Source organism: Streptacidiphilus fuscans (genome assembly GCF_015690355.1).
GTDB lineage: Bacteria > Actinomycetota > Actinomycetes > Streptomycetales > Streptomycetaceae > Streptacidiphilus > Streptacidiphilus fuscans.
In genome coordinates this window covers 424,589-448,716 of sequence record NZ_JADPRT010000003.1, presented here as the reverse complement: position 1 = coordinate 448,716, position 24,128 = coordinate 424,589, and the positions used below count along the sequence as shown (strand labels likewise).

General features: G+C 71.9%; 21 protein-coding genes and 1 tRNA gene. 13 read left to right on the top strand and 9 right to left on the bottom strand.

The features are described from left to right. The first annotated feature begins 3 nt into the window (after positions 1 to 3). A complete protein-coding gene (locus I2501_RS09210; protein ID WP_196193366.1) occupies positions 4 to 1,317 on the top strand; it encodes a dihydrolipoamide acetyltransferase family protein in 1,314 nt (437 codons plus the stop codon). Between the two features lie 67 nt (positions 1,318 to 1,384). Here I2501_RS09210 and I2501_RS09205 read toward each other — a convergent pair whose 3' ends face one another. Both I2501_RS09205 and I2501_RS09200 read right to left on the bottom strand, forming a co-directional pair. Continuing rightward, positions 1,385 to 1,900, bottom strand: coding sequence for a GNAT family N-acetyltransferase (locus I2501_RS09205; RefSeq protein WP_196193365.1), 516 nt, complete (start codon positions 1,898 to 1,900; stop codon positions 1,385 to 1,387). 64 nt (positions 1,901 to 1,964) lie between these two features. Then, complete coding sequence (locus I2501_RS09200) at positions 1,965 to 3,713, bottom strand: AMP-binding protein (RefSeq protein WP_196193364.1); 1,749 nt, start codon at positions 3,711 to 3,713, stop codon at positions 1,965 to 1,967. 173 nt (positions 3,714 to 3,886) lie between these two features. Between I2501_RS09200 and yczE the strand changes: the two genes are divergently transcribed. Both yczE and I2501_RS09190 read left to right on the top strand, forming a co-directional pair. Then, the gene (gene yczE, locus I2501_RS09195) at positions 3,887 to 4,588 is read left to right on the top strand and encodes a membrane protein YczE (protein ID WP_215909400.1); all 702 of its coding nucleotides are present in this window, start codon (positions 3,887 to 3,889) and stop codon (positions 4,586 to 4,588) included. A 27-nt stretch (positions 4,589 to 4,615) separates the two neighbouring features. Further along, on the top strand, positions 4,616 to 5,590 hold the full coding sequence (locus I2501_RS09190; protein ID WP_196193363.1) for a helix-turn-helix transcriptional regulator: 975 nt from the start codon (positions 4,616 to 4,618) through the stop codon (positions 5,588 to 5,590). Positions 5,591 to 5,599: 9 nt separating this feature from the next. Here the strand turns inward: I2501_RS09190 and I2501_RS09185 are convergent, their stop codons facing one another. Together I2501_RS09185 and I2501_RS09180 are read right to left on the bottom strand one after the other, a co-directional pair. After that, positions 5,600 to 5,929: a rhodanese-like domain-containing protein gene (locus tag I2501_RS09185; RefSeq protein ID WP_196193362.1), complete on the bottom strand. Its 330-nt coding sequence runs from the start codon at positions 5,927 to 5,929 to the stop codon at positions 5,600 to 5,602. A gap of 241 nt (positions 5,930 to 6,170) precedes the next feature. Continuing rightward, positions 6,171 to 6,995, bottom strand: a complete 825-nt coding sequence (locus I2501_RS09180) for a hypothetical protein (protein ID WP_196193361.1) — start codon at positions 6,993 to 6,995, stop codon at positions 6,171 to 6,173. A 226-nt stretch (positions 6,996 to 7,221) separates the two neighbouring features. Between I2501_RS09180 and I2501_RS09175 the strand changes: the two genes are divergently transcribed. From I2501_RS09175 to ppk2, 3 genes are read left to right on the top strand one after another with little or no spacing between them, the layout of a single operon-like run. Further along, positions 7,222 to 9,996, top strand: a complete 2,775-nt coding sequence (locus tag I2501_RS09175; protein ID WP_196193360.1) for an ATP-binding SpoIIE family protein phosphatase — start codon at positions 7,222 to 7,224, stop codon at positions 9,994 to 9,996. A 43-nt stretch (positions 9,997 to 10,039) separates the two neighbouring features. Next, positions 10,040 to 10,495: a MarR family winged helix-turn-helix transcriptional regulator gene (locus I2501_RS09170; RefSeq protein ID WP_196193359.1), complete on the top strand. Its 456-nt coding sequence runs from the start codon at positions 10,040 to 10,042 to the stop codon at positions 10,493 to 10,495. 59 nt (positions 10,496 to 10,554) lie between these two features. After that, positions 10,555 to 11,400 (top strand): polyphosphate kinase 2, encoded by an 846-nt coding sequence (ppk2, locus tag I2501_RS09165; protein WP_196193358.1) that lies wholly within the window; start codon positions 10,555 to 10,557, stop codon positions 11,398 to 11,400. Positions 11,401 to 11,497: 97 nt separating this feature from the next. Here the strand turns inward: ppk2 and I2501_RS09160 are convergent. Next, a tRNA-Leu gene (locus I2501_RS09160) sits at positions 11,498 to 11,584 on the bottom strand. Positions 11,585 to 11,989: 405 nt separating this feature from the next. On the opposite strand from I2501_RS09160, the gene I2501_RS09155 reads away from it, so the two are divergent. From I2501_RS09155 to I2501_RS09125, 7 genes are all read left to right on the top strand, one after another. After that, entirely contained in the window at positions 11,990 to 12,961 is a 972-nt protein-coding gene (locus I2501_RS09155; RefSeq protein ID WP_196193357.1) for an FhaA domain-containing protein, read from the top strand. Between the two features lie 10 nt (positions 12,962 to 12,971). Further along, positions 12,972 to 13,505, top strand: coding sequence for an FHA domain-containing protein FhaB/FipA (locus tag I2501_RS09150; protein WP_196193356.1), 534 nt, complete (start codon positions 12,972 to 12,974; stop codon positions 13,503 to 13,505). Between the two features lie 157 nt (positions 13,506 to 13,662). Continuing rightward, positions 13,663 to 15,186: a PP2C family protein-serine/threonine phosphatase gene (locus I2501_RS09145; RefSeq protein WP_196193355.1), complete on the top strand. Its 1,524-nt coding sequence runs from the start codon at positions 13,663 to 13,665 to the stop codon at positions 15,184 to 15,186. Positions 15,187 to 15,265: 79 nt separating this feature from the next. Beyond that, positions 15,266 to 16,666 carry an FtsW/RodA/SpoVE family cell cycle protein gene (locus tag I2501_RS09140; RefSeq protein WP_196193354.1) on the top strand — a complete coding sequence of 467 codons (1,401 nt, stop codon included), beginning with the start codon at positions 15,266 to 15,268 and terminating at the stop codon, positions 16,664 to 16,666. A gap of 48 nt (positions 16,667 to 16,714) precedes the next feature. Continuing rightward, on the top strand, positions 16,715 to 18,172 hold the full coding sequence (locus I2501_RS09135) for a peptidoglycan D,D-transpeptidase FtsI family protein (RefSeq protein WP_196193353.1): 1,458 nt from the start codon (positions 16,715 to 16,717) through the stop codon (positions 18,170 to 18,172). A 239-nt stretch (positions 18,173 to 18,411) separates the two neighbouring features. Beyond that, the gene (gene pknB, locus I2501_RS09130; RefSeq protein ID WP_196193352.1) at positions 18,412 to 20,349 is read left to right on the top strand and encodes a Stk1 family PASTA domain-containing Ser/Thr kinase; all 1,938 of its coding nucleotides are present in this window, start codon (positions 18,412 to 18,414) and stop codon (positions 20,347 to 20,349) included. Positions 20,350 to 20,516: 167 nt separating this feature from the next. After that, on the top strand, positions 20,517 to 21,200 hold the full coding sequence (locus tag I2501_RS09125; protein WP_328806287.1) for a class I SAM-dependent methyltransferase: 684 nt from the start codon (positions 20,517 to 20,519) through the stop codon (positions 21,198 to 21,200). A gap of 23 nt (positions 21,201 to 21,223) precedes the next feature. Here I2501_RS09125 and I2501_RS09120 read toward each other — a convergent pair whose 3' ends face one another. The 4 genes from I2501_RS09120 to I2501_RS09105 all read right to left on the bottom strand — a co-directional run bounded on the left by I2501_RS09120 (position 21,224) and on the right by I2501_RS09105 (position 24,119). After that, positions 21,224 to 22,171 (bottom strand): class E sortase, encoded by a 948-nt coding sequence (locus I2501_RS09120; protein WP_328806286.1) that lies wholly within the window; start codon positions 22,169 to 22,171, stop codon positions 21,224 to 21,226. Further along, positions 22,168 to 22,842: an aminodeoxychorismate/anthranilate synthase component II gene (locus I2501_RS09115; protein WP_196193351.1), complete on the bottom strand. Its 675-nt coding sequence runs from the start codon at positions 22,840 to 22,842 to the stop codon at positions 22,168 to 22,170. Before I2501_RS09115 ends, I2501_RS09120 begins: the two co-directional genes overlap by 4 nt. Then, a complete protein-coding gene (locus tag I2501_RS09110) occupies positions 22,842 to 23,135 on the bottom strand; it encodes a hypothetical protein (protein ID WP_196193672.1) in 294 nt (97 codons plus the stop codon). The genes I2501_RS09115 and I2501_RS09110 overlap by 1 nt, the downstream gene beginning before the upstream one ends. A 246-nt stretch (positions 23,136 to 23,381) precedes the next feature. After that, positions 23,382 to 24,119: a class E sortase gene (locus tag I2501_RS09105; protein WP_328806285.1), complete on the bottom strand. Its 738-nt coding sequence runs from the start codon at positions 24,117 to 24,119 to the stop codon at positions 23,382 to 23,384. Between the last annotated feature and the right edge of the window lie 9 nt (positions 24,120 to 24,128).

The following is a 24,128-nucleotide window of genomic DNA, read 5'->3' as shown; positions in this document are numbered from 1 at the left end:
CCCATGGCCTCGGTACGCGAATTCGCCCTGCCCGACCTCGGCGAGGGCCTCACCTCGGGCGAGATCGTCCGCTGGCTGGTCGCGGTCGGCGACGTCATCGCCGTCGACCAGCCGGTCGCGGAGGTGGAGACGGCCAAGGCGGTCGTCGAGGTGCCCTGCCCGTACGGCGGCGTGGTGACCACGCTGGCCGGGCCGGAGGGCACCGAAGTCCCGGTCGGCGCAGCGCTGATCACCGTCGCGGTGAGCGATCCGACTACGGGCACACCCACCGGTTCGGAGGACTCCGGGTCCGGCAACGTACTGGTCGGCTACGGCACCAGCCACTCGACCGGGCCGCGCCGCAGGCGGGTTGCGCACCCGACAGCGGCAACCGCCCCGGCACAGCCGGTCGTTGCCGCAGCACCCGTGGTGGCGCCGCCGGTTGCAGCCAAGCCGGTTGCGACGGCCGCCGGTGCGGTCGCCGTCATCTCCCCGCTCGTGCGCCGGTTCGCCCGCGAGAGCGGGGTGGACCTGACCACCGTCGTCGGCACGGGCCGGGACGGGCTGATCATGCGGGAGGACGTCAACAAGGCCGCCCAGGCTGTGCAGGCTGCGACCGCGGCCCACGCTCCGGCCCAACCCACGGCCGCTGGGGACGAGTTCATTCCCTTCCGCGCGGCCACGCGGGTCGCGGCCGAGCGCTTCGCCCGCAGCCGGAGCGAGATCCCGGACGCCACCTGCTGGGTGGACGCGGACGCGACCGCGCTGCTGGAGGCCAAGGCCGCCGTCGGTGTCGGCGTGCTGCCGCTCTTCGCCCGGATCTGCGTGGCCGCGCTCGCCCAGTACCCGGCGCTGAACGCCAGCGTCGAGCTGGGACCGGACGGCAAGCCCACCGGCGTGCGCCGGCACGGCGCGGTCCACCTCGGCTTCGCCGCCTCGACCGACCGCGGCCTCGTCGTCCCGGTCGTCCGCGACGCGCATCTGCGCACCACGGCGGGCCTGGCGGAGGAGATGGCGCGGCTGACCGAGTCGGCCCGCGCCGGAACGCTCACCCCGGCCGAACTGACCGGCGGGACGTTCACCCTCAACAACTACGGCGTCTTCGGCGTCGACGGCTCGACGCCGATCATCAACCACCCCGAGGCGGCGATGCTCGGGGTGGGCCGGATCGCGCGCAAGCCGTGGGTGGGCGGTGACGACCAGTTGGTGGTGCGCAGCGTGACGCAGCTGTCGTTCACCTTCGACCACCGGGTCTGCGACGGCGCGACGGCGGGCGGCTTCCTCCGCTTCGTCGCCGACGCGGTCGAGTCCCCAGCCCGGCTGCTGCGCTTCGTCTGATCCGTCCGATCAGAAGTGGGCGGTAGGGGACAAAACCCCTACCGCCCGCGTCTGTTGTCCCGTCGCGTCAGCGACGCGGATGCACGAAGCGGTACAGGTCGCCGTCCGCGCCGTCGCGGGTGAAGCCGATCCGGGTCAGCACCGCCTGGGAGGCCGTGTTGGCGGGCTCGGTGTGGGCGACGACCAGATCCACGTCGTCGTGGGACAGCGCGTACGCGGTGACCAGGCGGGCGGCGGCGCTGGCGAAGCCCTGGCCGCGCGCGGAGGCCGCGAGGTCGTAGCCGATCTCCACCACGCCGTCGAGCGGCGCGCCGTGGAAGCCGCAGCCGCCGATCGCCAGGCCGTCGGCCAGGCGGATCACCGCCCAGGCGCCCCAGGCCTGCTGGTAGACCCCCGCGGCGTCCGCCTTGAGCAGCGCACCGCAGGCGTCCAGGGTTCCCCCGAACGGGCCGTCGTGGACCCAGGCGAAGCCGCCCTTGCCACCGGACCGCAGGTCCGCCGCCGCGGGGATGGTGATCGGACGCAGCTCGACGCGGTCGTCGCGGAGCTGCCGGGCCTCAGTCTCAGCGGTGCTGTCGGTCATGTGAGCCTTTCCAACGATCCGGCCGTCGGGGCGGGAGTCACCCGTCCGGCCTCATCATTGCCGATCAGCCCTGCTCGGGCACCTGCTTTCGCTCGACGGCGTTGCGCGCGCCGAGGTCTCGCCTGATCACGTCCGCGCGGCCGTGCTCGGCGAAGAGCGCGGCCACCTTCTCCCGGTCGGAGGGCTCGAACCGGCGGTAGACCGGGGCGGCGTCGGCGGTTTGGCGCTCGTAGGGCCGCCACAGCACCAGGTCCGCGCCGACCGCGTCCCAACGCTCGGCGCGCAGGCCGGTCTTGGCGGTCTTGTGGGTCGCCGTCACCGGCATCCGGGACACGAAGCGGACGAAGCGCGGCGGCATCTTGGTCCCGAGGTCGGGCTGCGCGGCGAGGAACCGGGCGAACGACGCGGCCAGCTGCTCCTGCCCCGTGCCGAGGAAGACGTCCGGGCGGAGCTCGACGGCGGCCATCACCTGGTCCCCCGCCACCGGGTCCGGCACGGCGTAGACGGCGACGGCGACGGCCGGGTCCCAGCGGGCCAGGATGTTCTCGATGTCGGCGACGGCCAGGTTCTCGCTGTCGACCCGCAGCCAGTCGGCGCTGCGGCCCGCGAAGTGGAACCAGCCGTCGGCGTCCCGGTGGAAGAGGTCGCCCGTCCAGTACCAGCCGTTGCGCAGCCGGGCCGAGCCCGCCTCCTCGTTGCGCCAGTAACCTTCGAAGCCCGCACGGGCGTTGCGGTTGACCAGCTCGCCGATCGCCTCGTCGCCGTTGAGCAGCCGACCGGCCGCGTCGGTGCGGGACGGCGGGCACTCCGCGCCGGTCTCGGGGTCGACGACGGCGAGGTCGTCGTTCGGACCGGAGCCCGTCCTGCCGACCGCTCCGGGCGGCGCGGCCGGGTCCTGCCGCAGGTTGCAGCCGCCCTCGGAGGAGCCGTACCCCTCCACCAGGCGGCAGCCGAAGCGCTGCTCGAACCGCCGCGCGTCGACCGCGCCCGCCTCGGTGCCGAAGCCCAGCCGCAGCGGGTTGTCCCCGTCGTCGGCACGCGTGTCGGTGGCCAGCACGTAGGAGACCGCGCGGCCCACGTAGGTGAAGTAGCAGGCGCCGAACTCCCGTACGTCGTCCAGGAAGTGGGAGGCGGAGAAGCGGCGGCGCAGCGCGATCGTGCCGCCCGCCAGCAGCAGTGGCGACCACAAGCCCATCAGCGCGTTGCCGTGAAAGAGCGGCATGCAGGCGTAGCCGGTGTCGGCGTCGGTGAGCCCGTACTGCGCCCGCAGCTTGTCGCCCGCGCGGGCGAGCCGCCCCTGGCTGCACATCACCGCCTTGGGCGCGCCGGTCGAGCCGGAGGTGAAGGTCAGCAGCAGCCGGGTGTCGGGCGCGGGCAGGGGGCGCGGCGGCTCGGCGTCGGCGTAGGGGAGCAGCGTCGCGGCGAAGTCCGGGCCGTCGACCACGAGGACGGTACGGCCGGCCAGGTCCAGTCCGGCCAGCAGCGGCAGCAGCCGCTGTTCGGTGACCAGCAGCGCGCAGTCGGTGTGCCGGATGTCGCGCAGCAGGTCAGGGCCGCGCCGGGTCGGGTTGATACCGACCACGGTCGCCCCGGCCAGCGCGGCGGCCTCCAGCCAGCAGACGTACTCGGGCGTGTTCTCCAGCAGCAGCCCGACGTGCGGGTAGGCCGCACCCGCCAGCCGCTCGCCGAGCAGCGCGGCGCGGGCGCAGGCCATCCGCAGCACGGCGTCCTGCGAGTGCCGGAACCCCTCCCCGACCAGCGCGGACCGCTCCCCACCGCGCTGTGCCAGCACCGCGTCCACGAGTGCGTTCATCCCGGCAGCCTCCATCCATATCTGACGCTCCGTCAGCTGATGTGCCTAGGCGTTGATACCCCGGCTGCCGCCGCACGACAAGAGGGCCACCGCGCTGGCATGTTCCGTCCCGGACGGTTTGTGCCAGCTCCCCAGGCCCCGCGAGGCCGCCCGCGCCGACCAGACTGGCGACCATGAGCCAGACCGCCCTCGCCCCGACCGCGTCCCCGAACCCGGCCCCGAACCCGTCCCCGACCTCCTCGTCCGCCGCGCGTTCGCGGCCGCTTCGACGGCTCCGGCCCCTGGTCCAGCTCAACGTCGGCCTCGTCCTCTACGGCGCGAGCACCGCGCTGCTGCTCCGCGCGGGGTTCGGGGTGGACCCGTGGACCGTCCTGCACCAGGGCCTGCACCAGCTAACCGGCCTCTCCGTCGGCACGGCGGCGGTACTCACCAGCCTTCTGGTGCTCGCCCTCTGGGTGCCGCTGCGCCAGCGGCCCGGCATCGGCACGATCCTCGACGGCCTGCTCGTCGGCCCGTTCACCGACGCGACGCTGGCCCTCTGCCCGACTCCGCACGCGCTGCCGCTCCGGGTGGCGCTGCTGGCCGGGTCGATCCTGCTCAACGGAGTGGCCACCGCCTGCTACATCGGCGCGGGCCTGGGCGCGGGCCCCCGGGACGGCCTGATGACCGGGCTCGCCGCACGCGGACTCTCGCTGCGCGGCACCCGCACCCTGATCGAGCTCGGCGCGCTCGGCGGCGGCTGGCTGCTGGGCGGCCCGGTCGGCATCGGGACCATCGCCTACGCGGTCTCCATCGGCCCGCTGGCCCAGCGCCTGCTGCCGCTGTTCACGCTGCGGACCACGGGTTCCTCCGATTCCCGTCAGTTGGCAGACTGACCGTCCGACCGGACGAAGGGGGACGTCATGCTGACCGCGCTGGGTCTCGAACCCGAGCAGGAAAGGCTCTACCGCCTCCTGGTCACCAGGCCGGGCACCCCGGTCGACGGGCTCCCCGCCGCCCTCGGCCTTCCCCGTCCACAGATCGACGCGATCGTCGAGCGGCTGGTGGAGCTGTCCCTGCTCTCCTGGTCGGGCGCGTCGGGCGGGGAACTGCGCCCGGTCAGCCCCGGCCCCGCCCTGCACGCGCTGCTCGCCGAGCGGCAGGCGCAGGCGGCCCGCGACCAGCGCGACCTGGCCCAGGCCCGGGACGCCATCGAGGAGTTGGTCGCCGACGTCTCGGCCGCCGCCACGGAACGCGGCCCCGCTGGACCGGCCGAGTACGTGCTCGGCGCGGACTCCGTCCGGGTCCGGGTCGAGCAACTGGCCGCCCAGGCGCGACGGGAGGTGCTGACCCTGGCACCGCGCGTCCGGCTGGGCCCGACGGTCGACGGCCTGCTGCGGCGCGGGGTGACGGTCCGCACCGTCTACCTGGACAGCGTCGTCAACGACCCGACGAAGCGCGCCCACGCCGAGCACCTGGTCTCCCTCGGCGCCCAGGTACGCACCGCGCCCGTGCTGCCGCTGCAGCTGCAACTGCTGGACGGCGAGATCGCCGTGGTCCCGGCGGACCCGGCCGAGCCGGGCCGCGGCGCGGCCCTGGTCCGCGAGCCCGGCGCGGTCGCCGGCCTACGGGAGCTGTTCCAGACCGTCTGGCGCGCGGCGCTCCCCTTCGGCGCGGACGTGCCGGTGCGCGACGACGACCTCGTCACGCCGGAGGAGCGGGCCCTGCTCGACCTGCTCGCGCAGGGCCTCACCGACGAGGCGGCGGCCCGCCGCCTCGGAGTCTCGCTCCGCACCGAACGCCGCCTGATCACCGAGCTGATGCGCCGCCTCGACGTCAGCAGCCGCTTCCAACTCGGCCTGCGCGCAGCGCGGCTCGACCCTGCCGGGTCACCGTAGGCACATGGCCTAGAGAACGAACGCGTCACCCTGCTCGCTGACGAGCGCACGCCCGGCGGCGTCCCACGCCAGCATCCCGCCGTCGACGTTGACGGCCTGGCGCCCCTGCCCGACCAGGTACTGCACGACCTGCGCGGAGCGCCCGCCGACCCGGCACACGACGTAAAGCGGCTCGGCCTCCGGCAGCTCGCCGATCCGCGCGACGAACTCGCTCATCGGGATGTGCAGGGCGCTTGCCGCGTGCCCCGCGTCCCACTCGTCCTGCTCCCGCACATCCAGCAGCACGGCGTCCGCCGGGACGGATGCGATGTCGACGGTGGGGACGGACTGCTGGAACATGGGGACTCCTGAAGGGATACGCAGCGGACCTTTTCATTGTGACGCAAGGTTCAGTTGCACCCCCAGGGGCGCGGAGAACTGCGCGACAATCCCCCAACCTCCGGCCGGGGGGACCCCCATCCCACGCAGGTAGAGCACCGAACGCGCAGGGCCATCCGCACCGGGTGGTTACTCGCGCAGTTCCCCGCGCCCCCAGATAGTGCAACCTCCCCAGCGCCCGAAGAGTTGCCGTCCACCTCGGCTAGAGCAGAGCCTCAAGCTCCGCCTGTCGTTGCGCGACGGAGGCAAGAAGTTGCTCCGCGAGAACTTCCAGCAGCGCGTCCGGCTCGTCCGGCAGCAGCATCAGCAGCTGGCCCATCGGCCCTTCCGCCAGTTCCGCCCGCATCTGTTCGAGCCGACGGAGCCGGCTCTCCAGCCAGTCCAGCCGCTGGCGCAGCCACGCCGCACGCTCCGGCGTTCCGGAGGCCGGGACGCCGGACGGGTCGCCCTCGGCCCACTCGCGGGCCAGCGCTTCGAGGGTGAGGACATCGCCGGCCGCGTAGGCCTCGTTGACGCGGGCGATGAACTCGCCGCGGCGGGTGACCTCGTCCGGGTCCTGGGCCAGGTCAGGGTGCGCGCGGCGCGCCAGATCACGGAAGAGGCGCTGGGCCTCGCGGTCCGGGCGGATGCGTTCCGGGGCCTGCGGCATGGCCACCCCCGGCTGCTCCTCGCCCTCCGCGCCCTCGGACGCCGAGCCGTTGAAGAAGGACTCCAGATCCGGCATCGGGTCCAGCACGCTGCGCGCCTCGTACGCGCGGCGCAGGTCGTCCGCGTCGCCGCTGCGAGCGGCCCGCGCCTCGGCGATCAGCGCGTCCAGCTCGTCGAGGCGGACGTACATCGGGCCGAGCCGCTGGTGGTGCACCAGGGCGAAGTTGTCGAGCTCGATCCGGAGGGTCTCGACGGCGACCTCCGCGTCGACCCACTCGGCCTCGGCGTGCGCGACGCGCGCCTCCAGTTCGGCCTCCTCCGGGTCGGTCCACGGCACGGGGGCCTGGGAGGTCGGCTGGCCGACACGGTCGGTAGTCATCAGGAACCTCACTGGTCGTTCTTTGACGCGGGCATCCGTCGCGTCACCCTACTGTCCCCGTCTCCGGCACGAAGGGCGCACACTAGGGCGTGCGCGCCCGCGCACACAACGGGACACGGCAAATGTTCTCCAATATCGGGTTAGCCCCGCAGGAATCGTGCTTGCCTGGGGTACTCGAACCTATGGAGCCATCGGAGCCGCGGACGAGCCTCGGAGAGAGGGTGAGATGACGGAGGAGACCTTCGCAGCGGCGTCGCAGCAGGCGACAGGCGCCGAGGAGGGCGTGCCCGGGGTGGTCGTGCTGGCCCGGCTGGCCGCACTGACAGTCGACTCCGACGGTCGGCTCACCCACTGGAACCTCGGTGCGGAGGAGCTCTTCGGGCACCGCCGCAACGACGTGCTGGACCGCACCACGACCGGTCTTCTCCCCTTGTCGGGCACGTCCGCGGGCGACGCGCTCGACCGTCTCGACGACCTGGTCAGCGTGGCCACGCCCTGGGCGGGCGAGTTGGCGGTGACGGACCGTGACGGACGGCTGGTGGAGATCCACTGCTGGGCCTGGCGCACGGTCGAGCCGAGCGGGCGCGGCATGCTCGTCCTCGCCGCCGACGCACGGCAGTTGCGCGGCCCTGGGCTGCGGATCGCGGTCGGGGAGCAGCTGCTCCCGTTCGCCGCGGCGATGCCCGGCGGTCCGGGCGGCGGCACGCTGCGTGCCGAACCGGTTCATATGCCGTGCGGGAGCCGCGCCGCGTGCGAGGCCACGGTCCGGCGCCTGCTGCCGCTGCTGCCCCGCGCCGCGGATGAACGCCGCCGGGCGCTGCTGGCACAGCTGGTCGAGGCGGGCGCCCCGGCGCTGCGCCTGGACGGTCTGACGCTGCCGCTCAGCCCCGTGCCCGACCAGGAGCCGCCGGCCCCGCCGAAGGCGCGCGGCGCGGCGAGGACGAAGGCCAAGGAAGCCACGCCCAAGGGCGCGAAGAAGACGGTGCCCTCCCTGCGTCGCCCCGAGCGTGCGGACCTTGCGGAGCTGACCGACCTGACGGACCTCACCGACCGGACGGACCTGGTCGAGGACGACGGCCTGCTCGCGGACGCCCTCACCGAGCAGACCGAGCACGCCGGCGAGCTGCGCAACCACGTGCCCGTCCCCGCCCAGGCACGCCCCCGCGCGGAATCCGCTGAGCTCGCAGAACGCGCCGATCTCACCCAATACGCCGGGGACGAGGGCCCGTTCACCGGGCCGCCCTCCCGACCCAGCGTCAGCCTGACCGGCGGTGAAGCCCCCGGCACGAACCGTCCGGACGACGGCGACGGCAGCGGCGGCGGCAGCCGCGAACAGCCCGTCAACCCGCAACTGCGCCTGCTCACCGACGTCGGCTCCCGCATCGGCACCACCCTCGACCTGGACCGGACGGTCCACGAGCTCTGCGACGTCGTGGTCCCCGGCATCGCCGACTTCGCGTCGGTGGAGCTGAGCGACCGGCTGATCAGCGACAGCGAGTCCCCGCGCGACCGGGCGGACGACGACGCCCCGTTGCGCCGGGTGGCCTGCGCGTTCGGGCCCACCACGCTGCCGTGGAAGCACCTGGTCGTCGAGGGGAGCCTGGTCAGCCTGGCCGACGACACCCCGTCCGGCTACGCGCTGGAGCACGGCCAGCCGGTGCTGGTGCCCCGGGTCGACCCGGCCACCGCCCGGTCCTGCGCGGCGGGTCGGGGCGGGCCGGCGCTGGACGCGCTCTTCGAGGGCCGGTCCATGCTGACGCTGCCGCTGGCCGCGCGCGGCACGGTGCTCGGCGTGCTGGTGCTGCTGCGGGACGCCTCCCGTCCCGCCTTCGACGAGGCGGACGCCTCCTACCTGCGCGAACTGGCCGTCCGGGCCGCGCTCTCGATCGACAACGCGCGGCTGCACCGGATGGAGGCGCGCACCGCGCTCACCCTCCAGCGCAGCATGCTGCCGACCCGCCCGCCCCGTATCCCCGGCGTCCAGGTGGCGCACCGCTACTTGCCCGGCGACCGCCGCGCGGAGGTCGGCGGCGACTGGTTCGACGCGGTGCAACTGCCCGGCAGCCGGGTCGCGTTGGTGGTCGGCGACGTGATGGGTCACGGTCTCCACTCCGCCGTCGCGATGGGCCGGTTCCGCACCGCGCTGCAGACGCTGGCCGCGCTCGACCTGCCGCCGGGTCAGATCCTGCGCCACCTCGACAACCTGTCGCAGCGTCTGGGCGACGACCATCTGGCCACCTGCCTCTACGCGGTCTACGACCCGATCGCCCGCACCTGCACGCTGGCCAGCGCGGGCCACGTGCCGCCGGTGCTGGTCCATCCCGACGGCCGCGGCGAGCTGCTGGAGATCCCGTCCGGCGCGCCGATCGGTGTCGGCGGGGTGCCGTTCGCCTCGCGCGAGGTCAAGGTCACCGACGGCTCGATGCTGGTGCTCTGCACGGACGGCCTGGTGGAGATGCGCGGCGGCGACATAGGGGACGGCCTGGCCGCCCTCTGCGGCGACATCGTCGACCCGCGCCGCAGCCCGGACGAGGTCTGCGACACCGTGTTGGAGCGGCTGCACACGGAGGACCGCAGCGACGACCTGGCCCTGCTGATCGCCCGGTTCGACGGCATCCCGCCGCAGGACGTGATCTCCTGGTCGCTGCGGCTGGACACCAGCGAGGTGCGCCGCTCGCGCAGCCTGGTCCAGGACCAGCTGGCCCGCTGGGGGCTCACGGAGCTGTCGGAGGTCACCCAGCTGCTGGTCAGCGAGCTGGTGACGAACGCCCTGCGGGTAGCCAAGGGCAGCGTGGAGCTCCAACTGATGCGGGTGGGCAAACTGTTGGTGGAGGTCAGCGACGACGACCACAACCTGCCGTCGCTGGAGCCCTCCGAGCTGCTGGACGAGGAGGGGCGCGGGCTGGGCCTGGTCAGCCAGATGTCGGCGCGCTGGGGGACCAGCCGCAAGGCGGTCGGCAAGGTGGTCTGGTTCGAATTGCCGCTGCCGGTGCGGCCCTGAACCCCGAGGTGCGCAGCGCGAGCCTTGGTTGTATAGTGCAACCATGAGCTCCGCTACTCCCCTGCAGTCGCAGCAGTCGCGCTCCCGTACCGAGGGCATCGACAGCATCCAGCGCGAACTGACGGCCTTCTCCCGCCGCGCCCGGGCCATGGCCTCGCAGATCCACCCCGGGCTGACCCTGGTCAGCTACGCCATCCTGGACCACCTGCGCGAGTGCGGCGGCTGCCGTGGCACGGACCTGGCCACGCACTTCCTGCTGGACAAGTCCACGGTGAGCCGCCAGATCGCCACCCTGGAGAAGCTCGGCCTGGTCGAGCGCAGCCCCGACCCCGAGGACCAGCGCGGCCAGATCATCCGCCCCTCCGACCACGGCGCGGAACTGCTGCGCGCCGCCGCCGAACAGCGCCGCCAGGCCTTCCTCGGCCGCCTCGCCGACTGGTCCGACGAGGACGTCGAGCACTTCGCGGTGCTGCTGGAGCGCTACAACGCCGAGCGCTGACCCACCGCGCTCACCGCGCTCACCGCGCCGAAACGATCTCCGCGCCCTATCGTGGTCCGATGACGAAGAAGGGCAAGACCGGGAAGCGTCCCGACGACAGCGTCAAGCTGCCCAAGAAGGTGTACGAGAACGAGCTGTTCCGCCTCCAGGCCGAGCTGGTGACGCTCCAGGAGTGGGTCAGGGTCGCCGGCGCCCGAGTAGTCGTCATCTTCGAGGGCCGCGACGCCGCGGGCAAGGGCGGCGCGATCAAGCGCGTCACCCAGTACCTCAACCCGCGCATCGCCCGGATCGTCGCCCTGCCCGCGCCGACCGAGCGCGAGCGCGGCCAGTGGTACTTCCAGCGCTACGTCGAGCACCTGCCCGCAGCGGGCCAGATCGTCCTCTTCGACCGCAGCTGGTACAACCGCGCCGGGGTCGAGCGGGTCATGGGCTTCTGCACCCAGGACGAGTACCACCGGTTCCTGCACCAGTGCCCGATCTTCGAGCGGATGCTGGTCGAGGACGGGATCATCCTGCTCAAGTACTGGTTCTCCGTCAGCGACCGCGAGCAGGAACGCCGGTTCCGGGCGCGGAGGGACGACCCGATGCGGCGCTGGAAGCTCTCCCCGATGGACCTGGAGTCGATCACCCGCTGGGAGGACTACTCCCGGGCCAAGGACGAGATGTTCGTCCACACCGACATCCCGGAGGCCCGCTGGCACGTGGTCGAGAGCGAGGACAAGAAGCGGGCGCGGCTGAACATGATCGCCCACCTGCTCTCGGCCGTCCCCTATACCGAGCAGCCGGCGCGCACCATCGCGTTCCCCGACCGCCCGAAGCCGTCCGGCTACGTCCGGCCGCCGCGTGACGAGCAGCACTACGTCCCCGACCACGCGGCCGAGCTGCTGGAAATCTCGGAGAAATAGCACGGGCGGTAAAACTGACGAGCGGTAAAACTGGCGGGCGGCAAAACTGAAAGTGGGCCTCGGTAGTGACTTCCGTCACTACCGAGGCCCACTCTCGTGGTGCGCGAGGGGGGAGTTGAACCCCCACGCCCTTTCGGGCACTGGAACCTGAATCCAGCGCGTCTGCCTATTCCGCCACCCGCGCATCTGGGTGATGTCTTCGACTCTACCGAAGTCCCCCGGAGCTTCCAAACCGGCTTTTCCCGGTCGTTTCCGCTCCGCGTTTTCTGCGGTGTCGCCTTCCGACGAGAAGAACAGTAGCACGTCGGAGGGGGTCCGCTCACACTCGCTTCACCCGCCCGCCACCAGGCACGGAACCGCAACCCGGCCCGGCCGAACGAGTGAGACGCGGATGCCCCCTACCGGCGAGGGGTACCAGTCCACTGGCATCCTGCTGTGGGCCGGACGAGCGAGGACCCACGAGGAACCACACGTGGGTCCCGGGCGTAGATACGATCAGTAAGGCAGACAAGCAGCAGCCGCCCGCACGCCGCCGCAGTGACGCGACACGGCGGGCGGGACGACGACACCCGAGGGAAGGGGGTGCCCCGTGGGAGCCCTGAAGAAGTTCGAGCAGCGACTCGAGGGCTTCGTCAACGGCGCCTTCGCCAAGGTGTTCAAGTCCGAGGTGCAGCCCGTCGAGATCGCAGGAGCGCTGCAGCGCGAGTGCGACAACAACGCCAGCATCTGGAACCGGGACCGCACCGTCGTGCCCAACGACTTCATCGTCGAGCTGAGCCCGCACGACCACGAGCGTCTGAGCCCGTACTCCGGGCAGCTCGGGAGCGAGCTCGCCGGCATGGTCCGCGAGTACGCCCAGGCACAGCGGTACTCCTTCATGGGACCGCTCAAGGTCCAGCTGGAGCGCGCCGAGGACCTGGACACCGGCCTCTACCGCGTGCGCAGCCGGATCGAGGCCTCCCCCGACGCCGCCGCCCAGGGCCACCAGGCGCAGCAGGGCTACCGCCAGCCGCCGCCCGCGCCCTACGGCGGTCAGCAGGCCCAGAGCTGGCAGCCGCCGCAGCGTCCCGCGCAGCCGCCCCAGCGCGCCGAGGAGCCGCCGTTGCCGCCGACCGCGCCCGCCTTCCCCGCCGTCAACCCGCTGGCCGGTCCTCCCGGTGCGGGCGGCCCCGGCGGCGCGGGCGGCCGGAGTGATTTCGGCAACAGTCCCGCCGGCCCGCCGCCGGCGCACCCGCCGACAGTCGGCATGAGCGGCCCCGGCGCGCCCGGCTCCGGCACCGCGGTGCGCCGCTGGCTGGAGATGAACGGCCAGCGCCACCAGCTCGACCGCCCGGTCACGGTGCTCGGTCGCAGCACCGAGGCCGACCTCCGCGTCGACGACCCGGGCGTCTCCCGCAAGCACGCGGAAATCCGCGTCGGAAACCCGTCGATGGTGCTCGACCTCGGCTCGACCAACGGCATCGTGGTCGACGGCCAGCACACCACCCGCGCTACGCTCCGGGACGGCTCACGGATCGTCGTGGGCAGTACCACCATCGTCTACCGGCAAGCCGAAGGGTGACGCGGGACACATGTCAGAGCTGACCCTCACGGTCATGCGGCTCGGCTTCCTGGCCGTCCTGTGGCTGTTCGTCATCGTCGCGGTCCAGGTGATCCGCTCGGACCTGTTCGGGACCAAGGTCACACAGCGCGCCGCCACGGCCCGCCGCGGCGGCAACCCGAACACGGCCCGCCAGCAGGCCGCGCCGCCCGCCGCGCCGCAGCGCCAGCAGGCGCAGCAGCAGAGCGGCGGTCGGCAGCGCCGCGGTATGCCGACCCACCTGGTGATCACCCAGGGCTCGCTCTCCGGCACCACCGTCGCGCTGCAGGGCCAGACCATCTCACTGGGCCGGGCCCACGACTCCACGATCGTGCTGGACGACGACTACGCGTCCTCCCGCCACGCGCGGATCTACCCGGACCAGGCGACCGGTTCCTGGTTCGTCGAGGACCTCGGCTCGACCAACGGAACCTTCCTCGACCAGATGCGGCTGACCAGCCCGATGCCGCTCCAGCCCGGGTCGGCCATCCGCATCGGCCGCACCGTGATCGAGCTCCGGAAGTGACCGACGCAGTGACCGACGCGACGACGACGCCCCGTCCGCCCGGGAGGAACGGGCACGCCCCGGTTCCGCCGCCCCGGCCCGGTGGGCCGTACGATGCAGCAACGCACGCTGCACCGGGGCATCGCGCAGGGGACCGAGGGAAGGGGGCGGACAGGGCATGAGCCTCGTGCTGCGATTCGCCGCCGGTTCGCACAAGGGCATGATCCGCGAGGGCAACGAGGACTCCGGCTACGCCGGTCCCCGCCTGCTCGCGGTCGCGGACGGCATGGGCGGCCAGGCCGCCGGCGAGGTGGCCTCGTCCGAGGTGCTCTCCAGCATCGTCGACCTCGACGAGGACGTCCCCGGCACCGACCCGATGACGGCCCTCCGCGACGCCGCCGACCGCGCCAACGAGCGCCTGCGCGTCCTGGTCGAGGCCGACCCGAGCCTCGAGGGCATGGGCACCACGCTCACCGCCCTGCTGTGGACCGGTCAGAGCGCCGCCATGATCCACATCGGCGACTCCCGCGCCTACCTGCTGCGCGACGGTTCGCTGACGCAGATCACCACCGACCACACCTGGGTGCAGCGCCTGGTCGACGAGGGCCGGATCACCGAGGAGGAGGCCTCCACCCACCCGCAGCGCTCGCTGATCATGCGTGCGCTGATGGGCACCGGTGAGGTCGAGTCCGACCTGTCGATCCGCGACGTCCGGGCCGGCGACCGCTACCTGCTCTGCTCCGACGGCCTCTCCGGCGTGGTCAGCCACCAGACGATCGAGGAGACCCTCGGGAGCTACTACTCGCCCGAGGACACCATCGCCGAGCTGATCCAGCTCGCGCTGCGCGGCGGCGGCCCCGACAACATCACCTGCGTCGTCGCCGACGTGCTGGAGGTCGACGACGCGGACCCGGCCGCGACCCACTTCGACCACGCCCCGATGGTGGTCGGCGCGGTCGCCGACGGCCCGCCCACCGTGGCCCACCCCACCGTCGCCAACACCCCCGCCTCGCGCGCCGCCTCGCTGGGCCGCAAGCCCGAGCAGGGCGAGCAGCCCGAGGGCGCGGCCGAGGACGGGGACGCCGAGGGCGGCTACCAGGAGTACGACGAGTTCGAGGGCGGCTTCGACGACGACTACGAGCCGGACACCCGTCGCGGCCGCCGTCGCGCCAAGGAGCGCAAGCGACGCGGCTGGGTGCTGCCCACCTCGCTGGCGGTCGCCCTGGTGGTGCTGCTGGGCGGCGGCGCGTACTTCGGCTACCAGTGGACGCAGACCCAGTACTACGTCGGCGCCAACGGCGACCACGTGGCGATCTACAAGGGCGTCTCGCAGAACCTGGCCGGGCTCAAGCTGTCCTCGGTCTACGCCGACCAGCCGCAGGTGGCGCTCAAGTACCTGCCGCCGTACGAGCAGACCAACCTCAAGGACTCCATCTCCGCGAGCAGCCTGAGCGACGCCCAGGACCGGGTGAACCAGCTGGCCCACCAGGCGCAGGTCTGCCAGATCGTGGCCCAGCAGAAGTCCACCCCGGTCACCTCGCCCACCCCCAAGCCGACGCCGAAGTCGACCGTGAAGCCGGACGCCACGTCCAAGGCGACGCCGCGTCCGAGCTCCTCGCCCAGCACCAGCCCGTCGCCGAGCCCCTCGCCGACGCTGAGCACGGCCGACCAGACCCTGGCGCAGCAGTGCGTGACCTCCTGAGGCCGCTCGCCGATCTGAGCCTCCCGGGCGGGCGCCGCCCGGTCAGGCCGACCCGGAACGCTCCCGGGAGGCCCTGACGGTGAGCGGCACGGGGAGCTGGACCGCCACGTTCGCCCCGCAAGGGGCGCCTGACCGTCGCAACACCGAGCTCTCCCTGCTCGCCTTCGCCGTGCTCGTCCCGGTCCTCGCCTACGCGGAGACCGGGATCGCCATGGACGGCCGGCTCCCCGCCGGCATGCTCGGCTACACGCTGGGCCTCGGTTTCTTCGTGCTGCTGGCGCACCTCTCGGTGCGGCGCTTCGCCCCGCACGCCGACCCGCTGCTGCTGCCGCTGGCGGCGCTGCTCAACGGCCTCGGCCTGGTCTTCATCTGGCGGCTCGACAAGTCCGTGCAGCTGCATCCCAACTTCCCGGCCGCGCAGCTCCAGCTGCTCTGGTCCGGGCTCGGCATCGCGCTGTTCATCGCGGTGATAGGGCTGCTGAAGGACCATCGGATGCTGCAGCGCTACACCTACCTGTCCGGCTTCGCCGCGCTGGTGCTGCTGGCGCTGCCGGCGTTCTTCCCGTCCCGGGCCGCCGACTTCGGCGCGAAGATCTGGATCCACTTCGGCAGCTTCTCGATCCAGCCGGGGGAGTTCGTCAAGATCCTGCTGCCGGTCTTCTTCTCCGGCTTCCTGATGGTCAAGCGGGACGCCCTGGCGCTGGCCAGCCGCCGGCTGCTGGGCGTCTACCTGCCGCGCGGACGCGACCTCGGGCCGATCGTGGTGGTCTGGGCGCTCAGCGTGCTGATCCTGGTCTTCGAGACCGACCTCGGCACCTCGGTGCTCTTCTTCGGCATGTTCGTGGTGATGCTCTACGTCGCCACCGAGCGCACCAGCTGGATCCTGTTCGGCCTGCTGATGGCCGGGCTGGGCTTCTGGGCGGTGGCCCGTGCCGAAGGTCACGTCCAGGCCCGGATCCAGGAGTGGCTGCACCCGCTGCTGACGACGGGCGGAGGCGGCGTCGGCCAGATCGGGCAGGCGCTGTTCGCGCTGGGCGCGGGCGGCACCATCGGCACAGGCCTGGGGGAGGGCCACTCCTGGCTGATCGGCTTCGCCGCCAAGAGCGACTTCATCCTCGGCACCATCGGCGAGGAGATCGGCCTGGCCGGGGTGATGGCGGTGCTGGTGCTCTACGCGCTGATCGCCGAACGCGGGCTGCGCACTGCCCTGGCCGCCCGCGACCCCTTCGGCAAGCTGCTGGCCGTGGGCCTCTCGGCGGCCTTCGCCCTCCAGGTCTTCATCGTCGCCGGAGGAGTCACCGGTACCATCCCCCTGACCGGCATGACGCTGCCCTTCGTCGCCCAGGGCGGATCCTCCGTGATCACCAACTGGGCGCTGGTGGCGATCCTGCTGAAGGTCAGCGACGTCGCCCGCCGTCCGGCACCCGACGCGGCACCCGTCACACCGGGTCGGCAAACGGAACCGGAAAAGGCCGCTTAGCCGTCGTTGTATCGTGCCGTAACTGTCGACGACCGGAGTGAGCGCACCGTGAACAAGCCGATCCGCAGGGTCTCCGTGTTCTGCCTGCTCCTGGTGCTGGCACTGATGATCCGGGCCAACTGGGTCCAGGGCCTGGACGCGAGCGCGCTGAACGCCAACGTCCACAACAAGCGGACGATCATCGAGGAGTACAGCTACCCGCGCGGCGACATCATCGTCGGCGGCCAGCCGATCACCAAGAACCTGCTGGTCAACGGCAACTACTACAAGTACCGCCGGGCCTACGTGAACGGCCCGATGTACGCGCCGGTCACCGGCTTCGACTCGCAGGCGTACGGCAGCAACCTGCTGGAGAACGTCGAGAACCCGATCCTGTCCGGGACGGACTCGCGCCTCTTCATCGGCAACACGCTGGACATGCTGACGGGCAAGCAGAAGCAGGGCGGCGACGTGGTCACCACGATCGACCCCAAGGTGCAGCAGGCGGCCTGGAACGGCCTCCAGGGCAAGACGGGCGCCGCGGTCGCCCTCGACCCGACCACCGGCGCGATCCTCGGCCTGGTCAGCGTCCCGTCCTACGACCCGACCAGCATCGCCGGGGTCACCAGCGACTTCGCCAAGAACTGGACGAACCTGCAGAACGACCCGAACCAGCCGATGCTGAACCGGGCGCTGCGCCAGACCTACCCGCCGGGCTCGACCTTCAAGCTGGTCACCGCCGCCGCGGCGCTGGAGACCGGCCAGATCACCAACATCGACGCGTCCACCGACTCGCCGAACCCGTACATGCTGCCGGGCACCACGACTCCGCTGCCCAACGAGGCCGGGGACACGGGCTGCACCAACGCCTCGCTCAACACGGCGCTGGCACTGTCCTGCAACACGGTCTTCGGCAAGCTGGGCGCGGAGATCGGCCCCTCGCGGATGCTCCAGGAAGCGCAGAAGTTCGGCTTCAACAACTCCAACCTGACCATCCCGGTCGGTGTCTCCGGCAGCAACTTCGACTCGAACATGAACCAGGCGCAGACCGCGCTGTCCTCCATCGGCCAGTACGACACCCGCGCCACGCCGCTGCAGATGGCCATGGTCTCCGCCGCGATCGCCAACAACGGCTCGCTGATGCAGCCGTACCTGGTCTCCGAGGAGCGCGCCGCCAACAACTCGGTGGTCTCGCAGTGGCAGCCCAAGCAGCTGTCCCAGGCGACGACGCCGGACGTGGCGCAGCAGGTCCAGAACATGATGATCAACGTGGTCCAGAACGGCACCGGCACCACGGCCCAGATCCCCGGCGTCACCGTCGGCGGCAAGACCGGTACCGCCCAGCACGGCATGAACAACTCGGACAACCCCTACGCCTGGTTCGTCTCCTGGGCCAAGGGCTCGAACGGCAAGGAGATCGCCGTCGCGGTCGTCGTCGAGAACAGCGACACGCAGCGCGGCGACATCTCCGGCATGATGCTGGGCGGCCCGATCGCCAAGGCGATGATGCAGGCGTACGTGCAGTAAAGCCCCCGAGAGCACACCCCGGGTGGGTATCCTCCGACCGGGTCCGGATGATGCGGGTGACCGACGACACGTTTGCCGCATTCGTCCAGCGCAGACGTATTCCAGTCTTGTATCAGGTCGCTCGGTGGGCCCGCTTTGACTTCCGAGCCCGGTAGCGTATCCGCCAGCAGCGGTCTGTCCGACTGCGCCATCGATACGAAGCCGGGCTGGGCAGACTGGAGAGGGAGAGGGCTCGAACCATGGAAGAACCGCGTCGCCTCGGCGGCCGGTACGAGCTGGGCGGCGTTCTCGGACGCGGCGGCATGGCCGAGGTCTACATCGGCCACGACATCCGGCTCGGACGCGCCGTCGCTGTCAAGACGCTGCGGACCGACATGGCCCGCGACCCGTCGTTCCAGGCCCGGTTCCGCCGCGAGGCCCAGTCTGCGGCCTCGTTGAACCACCCTTCGATCGTGGCGGTCTACGACACGGGCGAGGACTACATCGACGGCATCTCCATCCCGTACATCGTGATGGAGTACGTCGACGGCTCCACGCTGCGCGAGCTGCTCCACAGCGGCCGCCGGCTGCTGCCGGAGCGGGCCATGGAGATGTGCATCGGCATCCTCCAGGCGCTGGAGTACTCGCACCGCAACGGCATCGTCCACCGCGACATCAAGCCCGCGAACGTCATGCTGACGCGCACGGGCCAGGTCAAGGTGATGGACTTCGGCATCGCCCGCGCCATGGGCGACGCCGGGATGACCATGACCCAGACCGCAGCGGTGATCGGAACCGCCCAGTACCTCTCCCCGGAGCAGGCCAAGGGCGAGCAGGTGGACGCGCGGACCGACCTGTACTCGACCGGCTGTCTGCTCTACGAGCTGCTGACGCTGCGCCCGCCGTTCGTCGGCGACTCGCCGGTCGCGGTGGCGTACCAGCACGTCCGTGAGGAGGCCCAGCCGCCCTCGGTCTTCGACCCGGAGCTCCGGCCCGAGTACGACGCCATCGTGATGAAGGCGCTCGCCAAGGACCGCGACGTCCGCTACCAGTCGGCCGACGAGATGCGCGCGGACATCGAGCGCGCCCTCGACGGCCTGCCGGTGGCGGCTGCCTCGGCGCCGACCATGGCACTCGGCATGGGCGGCTACGGCGCCGCCGACGGCCGGACCATGGCCATGCCGGCCCAGCCGGGCGGCTCCGGCGGCCAGGCGGGTGCGACCAGCATCCTGCCCGGCGTCGGCGGCGGTTACGACGCGGGCGGCGACGGCTACGAGCCCGGCGGCTACGACGACGACGGCTACAGCAGCCGCTCGGACCGCAGGCGCGCCGGGAACGGCAACGGCAGGAGCCGCAACACCTCGGTGATCATGCTGGTCGTGGCGGCGGTGCTGGTGCTGCTCGGCTCGTTCTTCGTGGCGAAGTCGATGTTCGGCACCGGATCCAACAACACCACCGCCAGCGTGCCCTCATTGGTCGGCGAGGACTACGCGACGGCCCAGGGCCAGATCACCAACCTCGGCAACAACATCAAGCTGGTCAAGGGCCCTGCCATCGCCTGCGACACGGGCACCGCGGACACGAACAAGATCTGCAAGCAGAACCCGGCCGCCGGTCAGACCGTCCAGTCCGGCGGGACCATCACGGTCCAGCTGAGCAGCGGACCGATCACCGACGGCGTGCCGAACGTCGCGAACATGACGGTCCAGCAGGCGACCACCGCGCTGCAGAACGCCGGTTTCCAGATCGGACAGCAGAGCTCCGCGGCCAGCGCGACGGTTCCGAGCGGCAGCGTGATCTCCTACTCGCCGACCGGAGCACAGGCCAAGGGCACCGTCATCAACCTGGTGGTCTCCTCCGGCCAGCCGCAGGCGCAGGTCCCGAGCCTGCTCGGGCTCGCCCCGGCGGACGCCCAGGCGGCGCTCACCAAGCTGGGCCTGGTCCCGGCCCCGCAGGGCGACGACACGCAGCCGACTCAGTACGCGCCCGGCACGGTCTCGCGCCAGTCGGTCGCGGCGGGAACCCCCGTGGCTCCCGGCACCCAGGTCCAGTACTGGACCGCCCCGGCGTCGCAGAGCCCGTCCGGAGCGCCGTCGCCAAACCCTACCGACACCGGAAACCCCACGGGGGGACCGGGTAACAACGGAAACGGCAACGGCAACACCGGCAACCCCTTCGGCGGGTGGCCGGGCGGCTGACGCCACGCAGAGCGACACCGAAGGAGCGCCCGGGGACCGTCTGGTCCCCGGGCGCTCCTTCGTCCCGCCTTCCGCTGTGCCGCCGCCTTGCCGCCGGCTCACCGCCGCCTTGTCACTGCCTTGCCTACGGCTTGTCACCGCCTTGACGGATCACCAGACTTGGCGCCGTGAGCGTGAGCCTGAGCACCATGGCGGACCTGATCCGGACCCACACCCGACTGTCGGCCAACCCCTTCGTCCCCGAGGTGCGGCTGCACCTCGCCGACCAGGTCTTCGACCTGTGGTCGGAGACCGAGTCCGCCGGCGGGACCAGCAATCCCCCACCGCCCTTCTGGGCCCAGGCCTGGGCCGGCGGACTGGCGCTGGCCCGGCACGTCCTGGACCACCCGGACACCGTCGCGGGCCGCCGGGTGCTCGACCTCGCCTCCGGCTCCGGCCTCGTCGCCGTCGCCGCTCTGCGCGCGGGCGCGGCGAGCGTGGCGGTCAGCGAGATCGACCCGCTGGCCCTGACCGCCCTGGCCCTCAACGCGGCCGCCAACGACGTGGCCGTCGGCCCGACCCTGGGTGACGTCCTGGACGCCGACCCGGCGGCGCTGGCCGCACAGCTCGGCGGGCTCGACGTGATCCTGGTGGGCGACGCGTTCTACGAACGCACCATGGCCACACGGGTGTTGGCCTTCCTCCAGCGGGCCCGGCCGCTGGGCACGACCGCCCTGGTCGGCGACCCGGGCCGCGCCTACCTGCCGCGTACCGAGTTCGACGCGCTGGCCGACTACCCGGTGCCGGTCCAACGCGAACTGGAGGACGCGGACGTCAAGCACACGACCGTGTGGCGGCTCCGCTCCGCCTGAACGACCCCACCTGCGGGTGCGGCTCAACCGCCGTTCAGGGCAGCGGGCTTGACGCCCTCGCTCTTGGGCAGGTCCTGGATCATCCGTCCCCAGACCGCCATCCGGTAGGTGGAGGTGAACTCCGGCGTGCACGTCGTCAGCGTGATGTAGCGGCCCGGCTTGGTGAAGCCGCTCTGCGGCGGGACCGGGGCGATGACACCGACGTTGTCCGGCGAGGTCTGCGGCAGCTGGCTGGTGACCTCGTAGGTGTACCAGTCGTACGCGGTCTCGACGACGATCTTGTCCCCCGGGACCAGCCTCGGGATGTAGCGGAACGGCTCACCGTGCGTGTTGCGGTGACCGGCCAGGGCGAAGTTGCCGGTGGCGTCCCACGGGAACGCCGTCTCCTGAGCGCCGGTGTAGTGGCCGACCATGCCGTTGTCGAGGATCGACTGCTTGTCGGTGCCCTCCGCGATCGGCGTCTCCACGTCCAGCTTGGGGATGTAGATGATCGCGAACTTGGTCCCGAACGGGAACGACGACGGATACGCCGGATGCGTGCCGGAGCCGGACTGTCCGCCCCACTGCTGCTGCAGCGTCGACTCCTGCGCGTGGGCGTAGTCGTCCGCCCGCACGTTGGTCCACCACAGCTGGTAGACCACGAAGAGGATCATCACCGCGCCGAAGGTGATCATCATCTCGCCGAAGACGCGGACCGCGATGATGCCCGGTCCGTCCTTGCGCCGCTTCTCCGCGCGCCGCCGGGCCGCCCTGCCGCCGGAGCGCGACCCCGTCCTGCCCCCGGGACCTGCTCCGAGACCTCCTGTGGGGCTTCCTGCGGGTGCCGCAGGCGGGACGCGCAGTTGCAGGGTCGACTCGTCGAGCGCCCAACTCTCCACGTCCGCCGGGTCGTACGCGGGCACGGCGGGATCCGCACCGGGCTCGTCGCCGTACTCGTTCTGCGCCCCGAACTCCGGGCGCAGCGCGGTCACGCGACCGCCGCCCGGCCGATCACCGGGGCCAGCCCGGCCGATCGGGCCACGGCCTCGGCGTCGCCGCAGGCCGCCAGCCAGTTGGCGAGCATCCGGTGGCCGCCCTCGGTGAGCACCGACTCCGGGTGGAACTGGACGCCCTCGACCGGGAGTTCACGGTGCTTCAGGCCCATGATGATGCCGCTGTCGGTCCACGCGGTGACGTGCAGCTCCGCCGGAACGGTGTCCCGGTCGACGGCCAGCGAGTGGTAGCGGGTCGCCGTCAGCGGCGAGGCGAGCCCGGCAAAGACGCCGCCGTCCTCGTGGCTGACCGGCGAGGTCTTGCCGTGCAGCAGCTCCGGCGCCCGGCCGACCACCGCGCCGTAGGCGACCGCGATCGACTGGAGCCCGAGGCAGACGCCGAACACCGGCAGGCCGATCCCGGCGCAGTGGTGCACCATCTCGACGCAGACCCCGGCCTCCTCCGGCGTGCCGGGGCCGGGGGAGAGCAGCACACCGTCGTAGGCCTCGCGGGTCACCGAGGCGACGTCGACCTCGTCGTTGCGCAGCACCTCGCACTCCGCGCCCAGCTGGTACAGGTACTGGACCAGGTTGAAGACGAAGCTGTCGTAGTTGTCGACGACCAGGATCCGGGCGGGACGGTCGAGCGGGGAGATCCGGGCGGCGGTCATCAGGCTGCGACTCCGTGCTTCTGGTGCTGGTTCAGGGCCGGGCCCACGACCGGGATGCGGGGCGCGCCGTTGAGGGTGGACGCGGACGGGCCGGGGGAGGGCGGCGCGGTACTGCTCGTGCCCGTCCCGGATCCGGTGCCGTTGACTGTCACGTCACCGAAGGGGAGCAGCGGCTCCAGCTTCGGGAAGACGAACTGGAACAGCACGAAGACAGCCGCGAGGAAGAGCAGCAGGCACTGCAGTGCGCGCAGGGGTGTGCTGCCGGGCAGCTTGCGCCACAGAAAGCCGTACATCGACCGACCTCACTCCCGTCCGCTGTGCCTGTCCGTCACTGTTCGCTCCGTCCGCACCAGATTATCCGTCGGCCTTCCCGCAGCCGGTCGGATCGCTCCAAGCCTCGGACGATTCACAGCCGAGGTGGTAGAGCGGCCCCGCTCACCCGCAGCGGTCCCCAACACCTGTACGAACTCCCCGTTCACGCGTCCACGCCATTCAGGTGCCCGCTTCACGCGTCCACTCCGTTCACGGGTCCGCGCCGTTCACGCGTTCACCCCGGGCGGCGGGCCCTGGGAGACCGGGGTGGTGGAGACCAGGTGCCCCCACTCGATCAGCCGGTGGCTGTGGCCCCACGCCGGGTCACAGGTGGTGAGCGTCAGATACGAGCCCGGCGTGGTGTATCCGGACTCCGGCGGGACCGGGTCCAGCACGTGGATGTCGGTCGGCAGGGTCCGGAACGGCTCCCGGTCCAGGACGTAGACGTACCAGTAGTGGCCGTCGTCGATGAAGATCTTGTCCCCCGGCCGCAGCAGCGGGAAGTCGTTGAACGGGTTGCCCCACGTCCGCCGGTGCCCGGCCAGCGCGAAGTTGCCCGGCTGGCCCGGCTCCGCGGTGCCGGTGTAGTGGCCGATGCCCTTCTGCAGGTCGGTCTCGGCCACACCCTCGATGATCGGCTTCTTCCAGTCCGCGCCCATCCGCGGGATGTAGAGGACGGCGAAGGCCTGGCCCGGCGGATAGGCCGTCAGCGACGGGGAGGGCGCGGGGCTCGGCGTCGTCCCCGACGCCGCCACCGTCGGCTGGTCCGTCGGCTGCCCCGACCCCTGACCGGACGACGCGGCCTGCGCCGAACTCCACTGCTGCTGGAGCTGGCTGAGCTCACCGGCCATGGCGTTGTTCGCGGAGATGTCGGTCCAGAACAGCAGATAGCAGGTGAGCAGCACGATGAGCGCGCCCACGGTGATGCACAGTTCGACCAGCGTCCGGCCGATGACGCGTCCCACGTCCAGGCC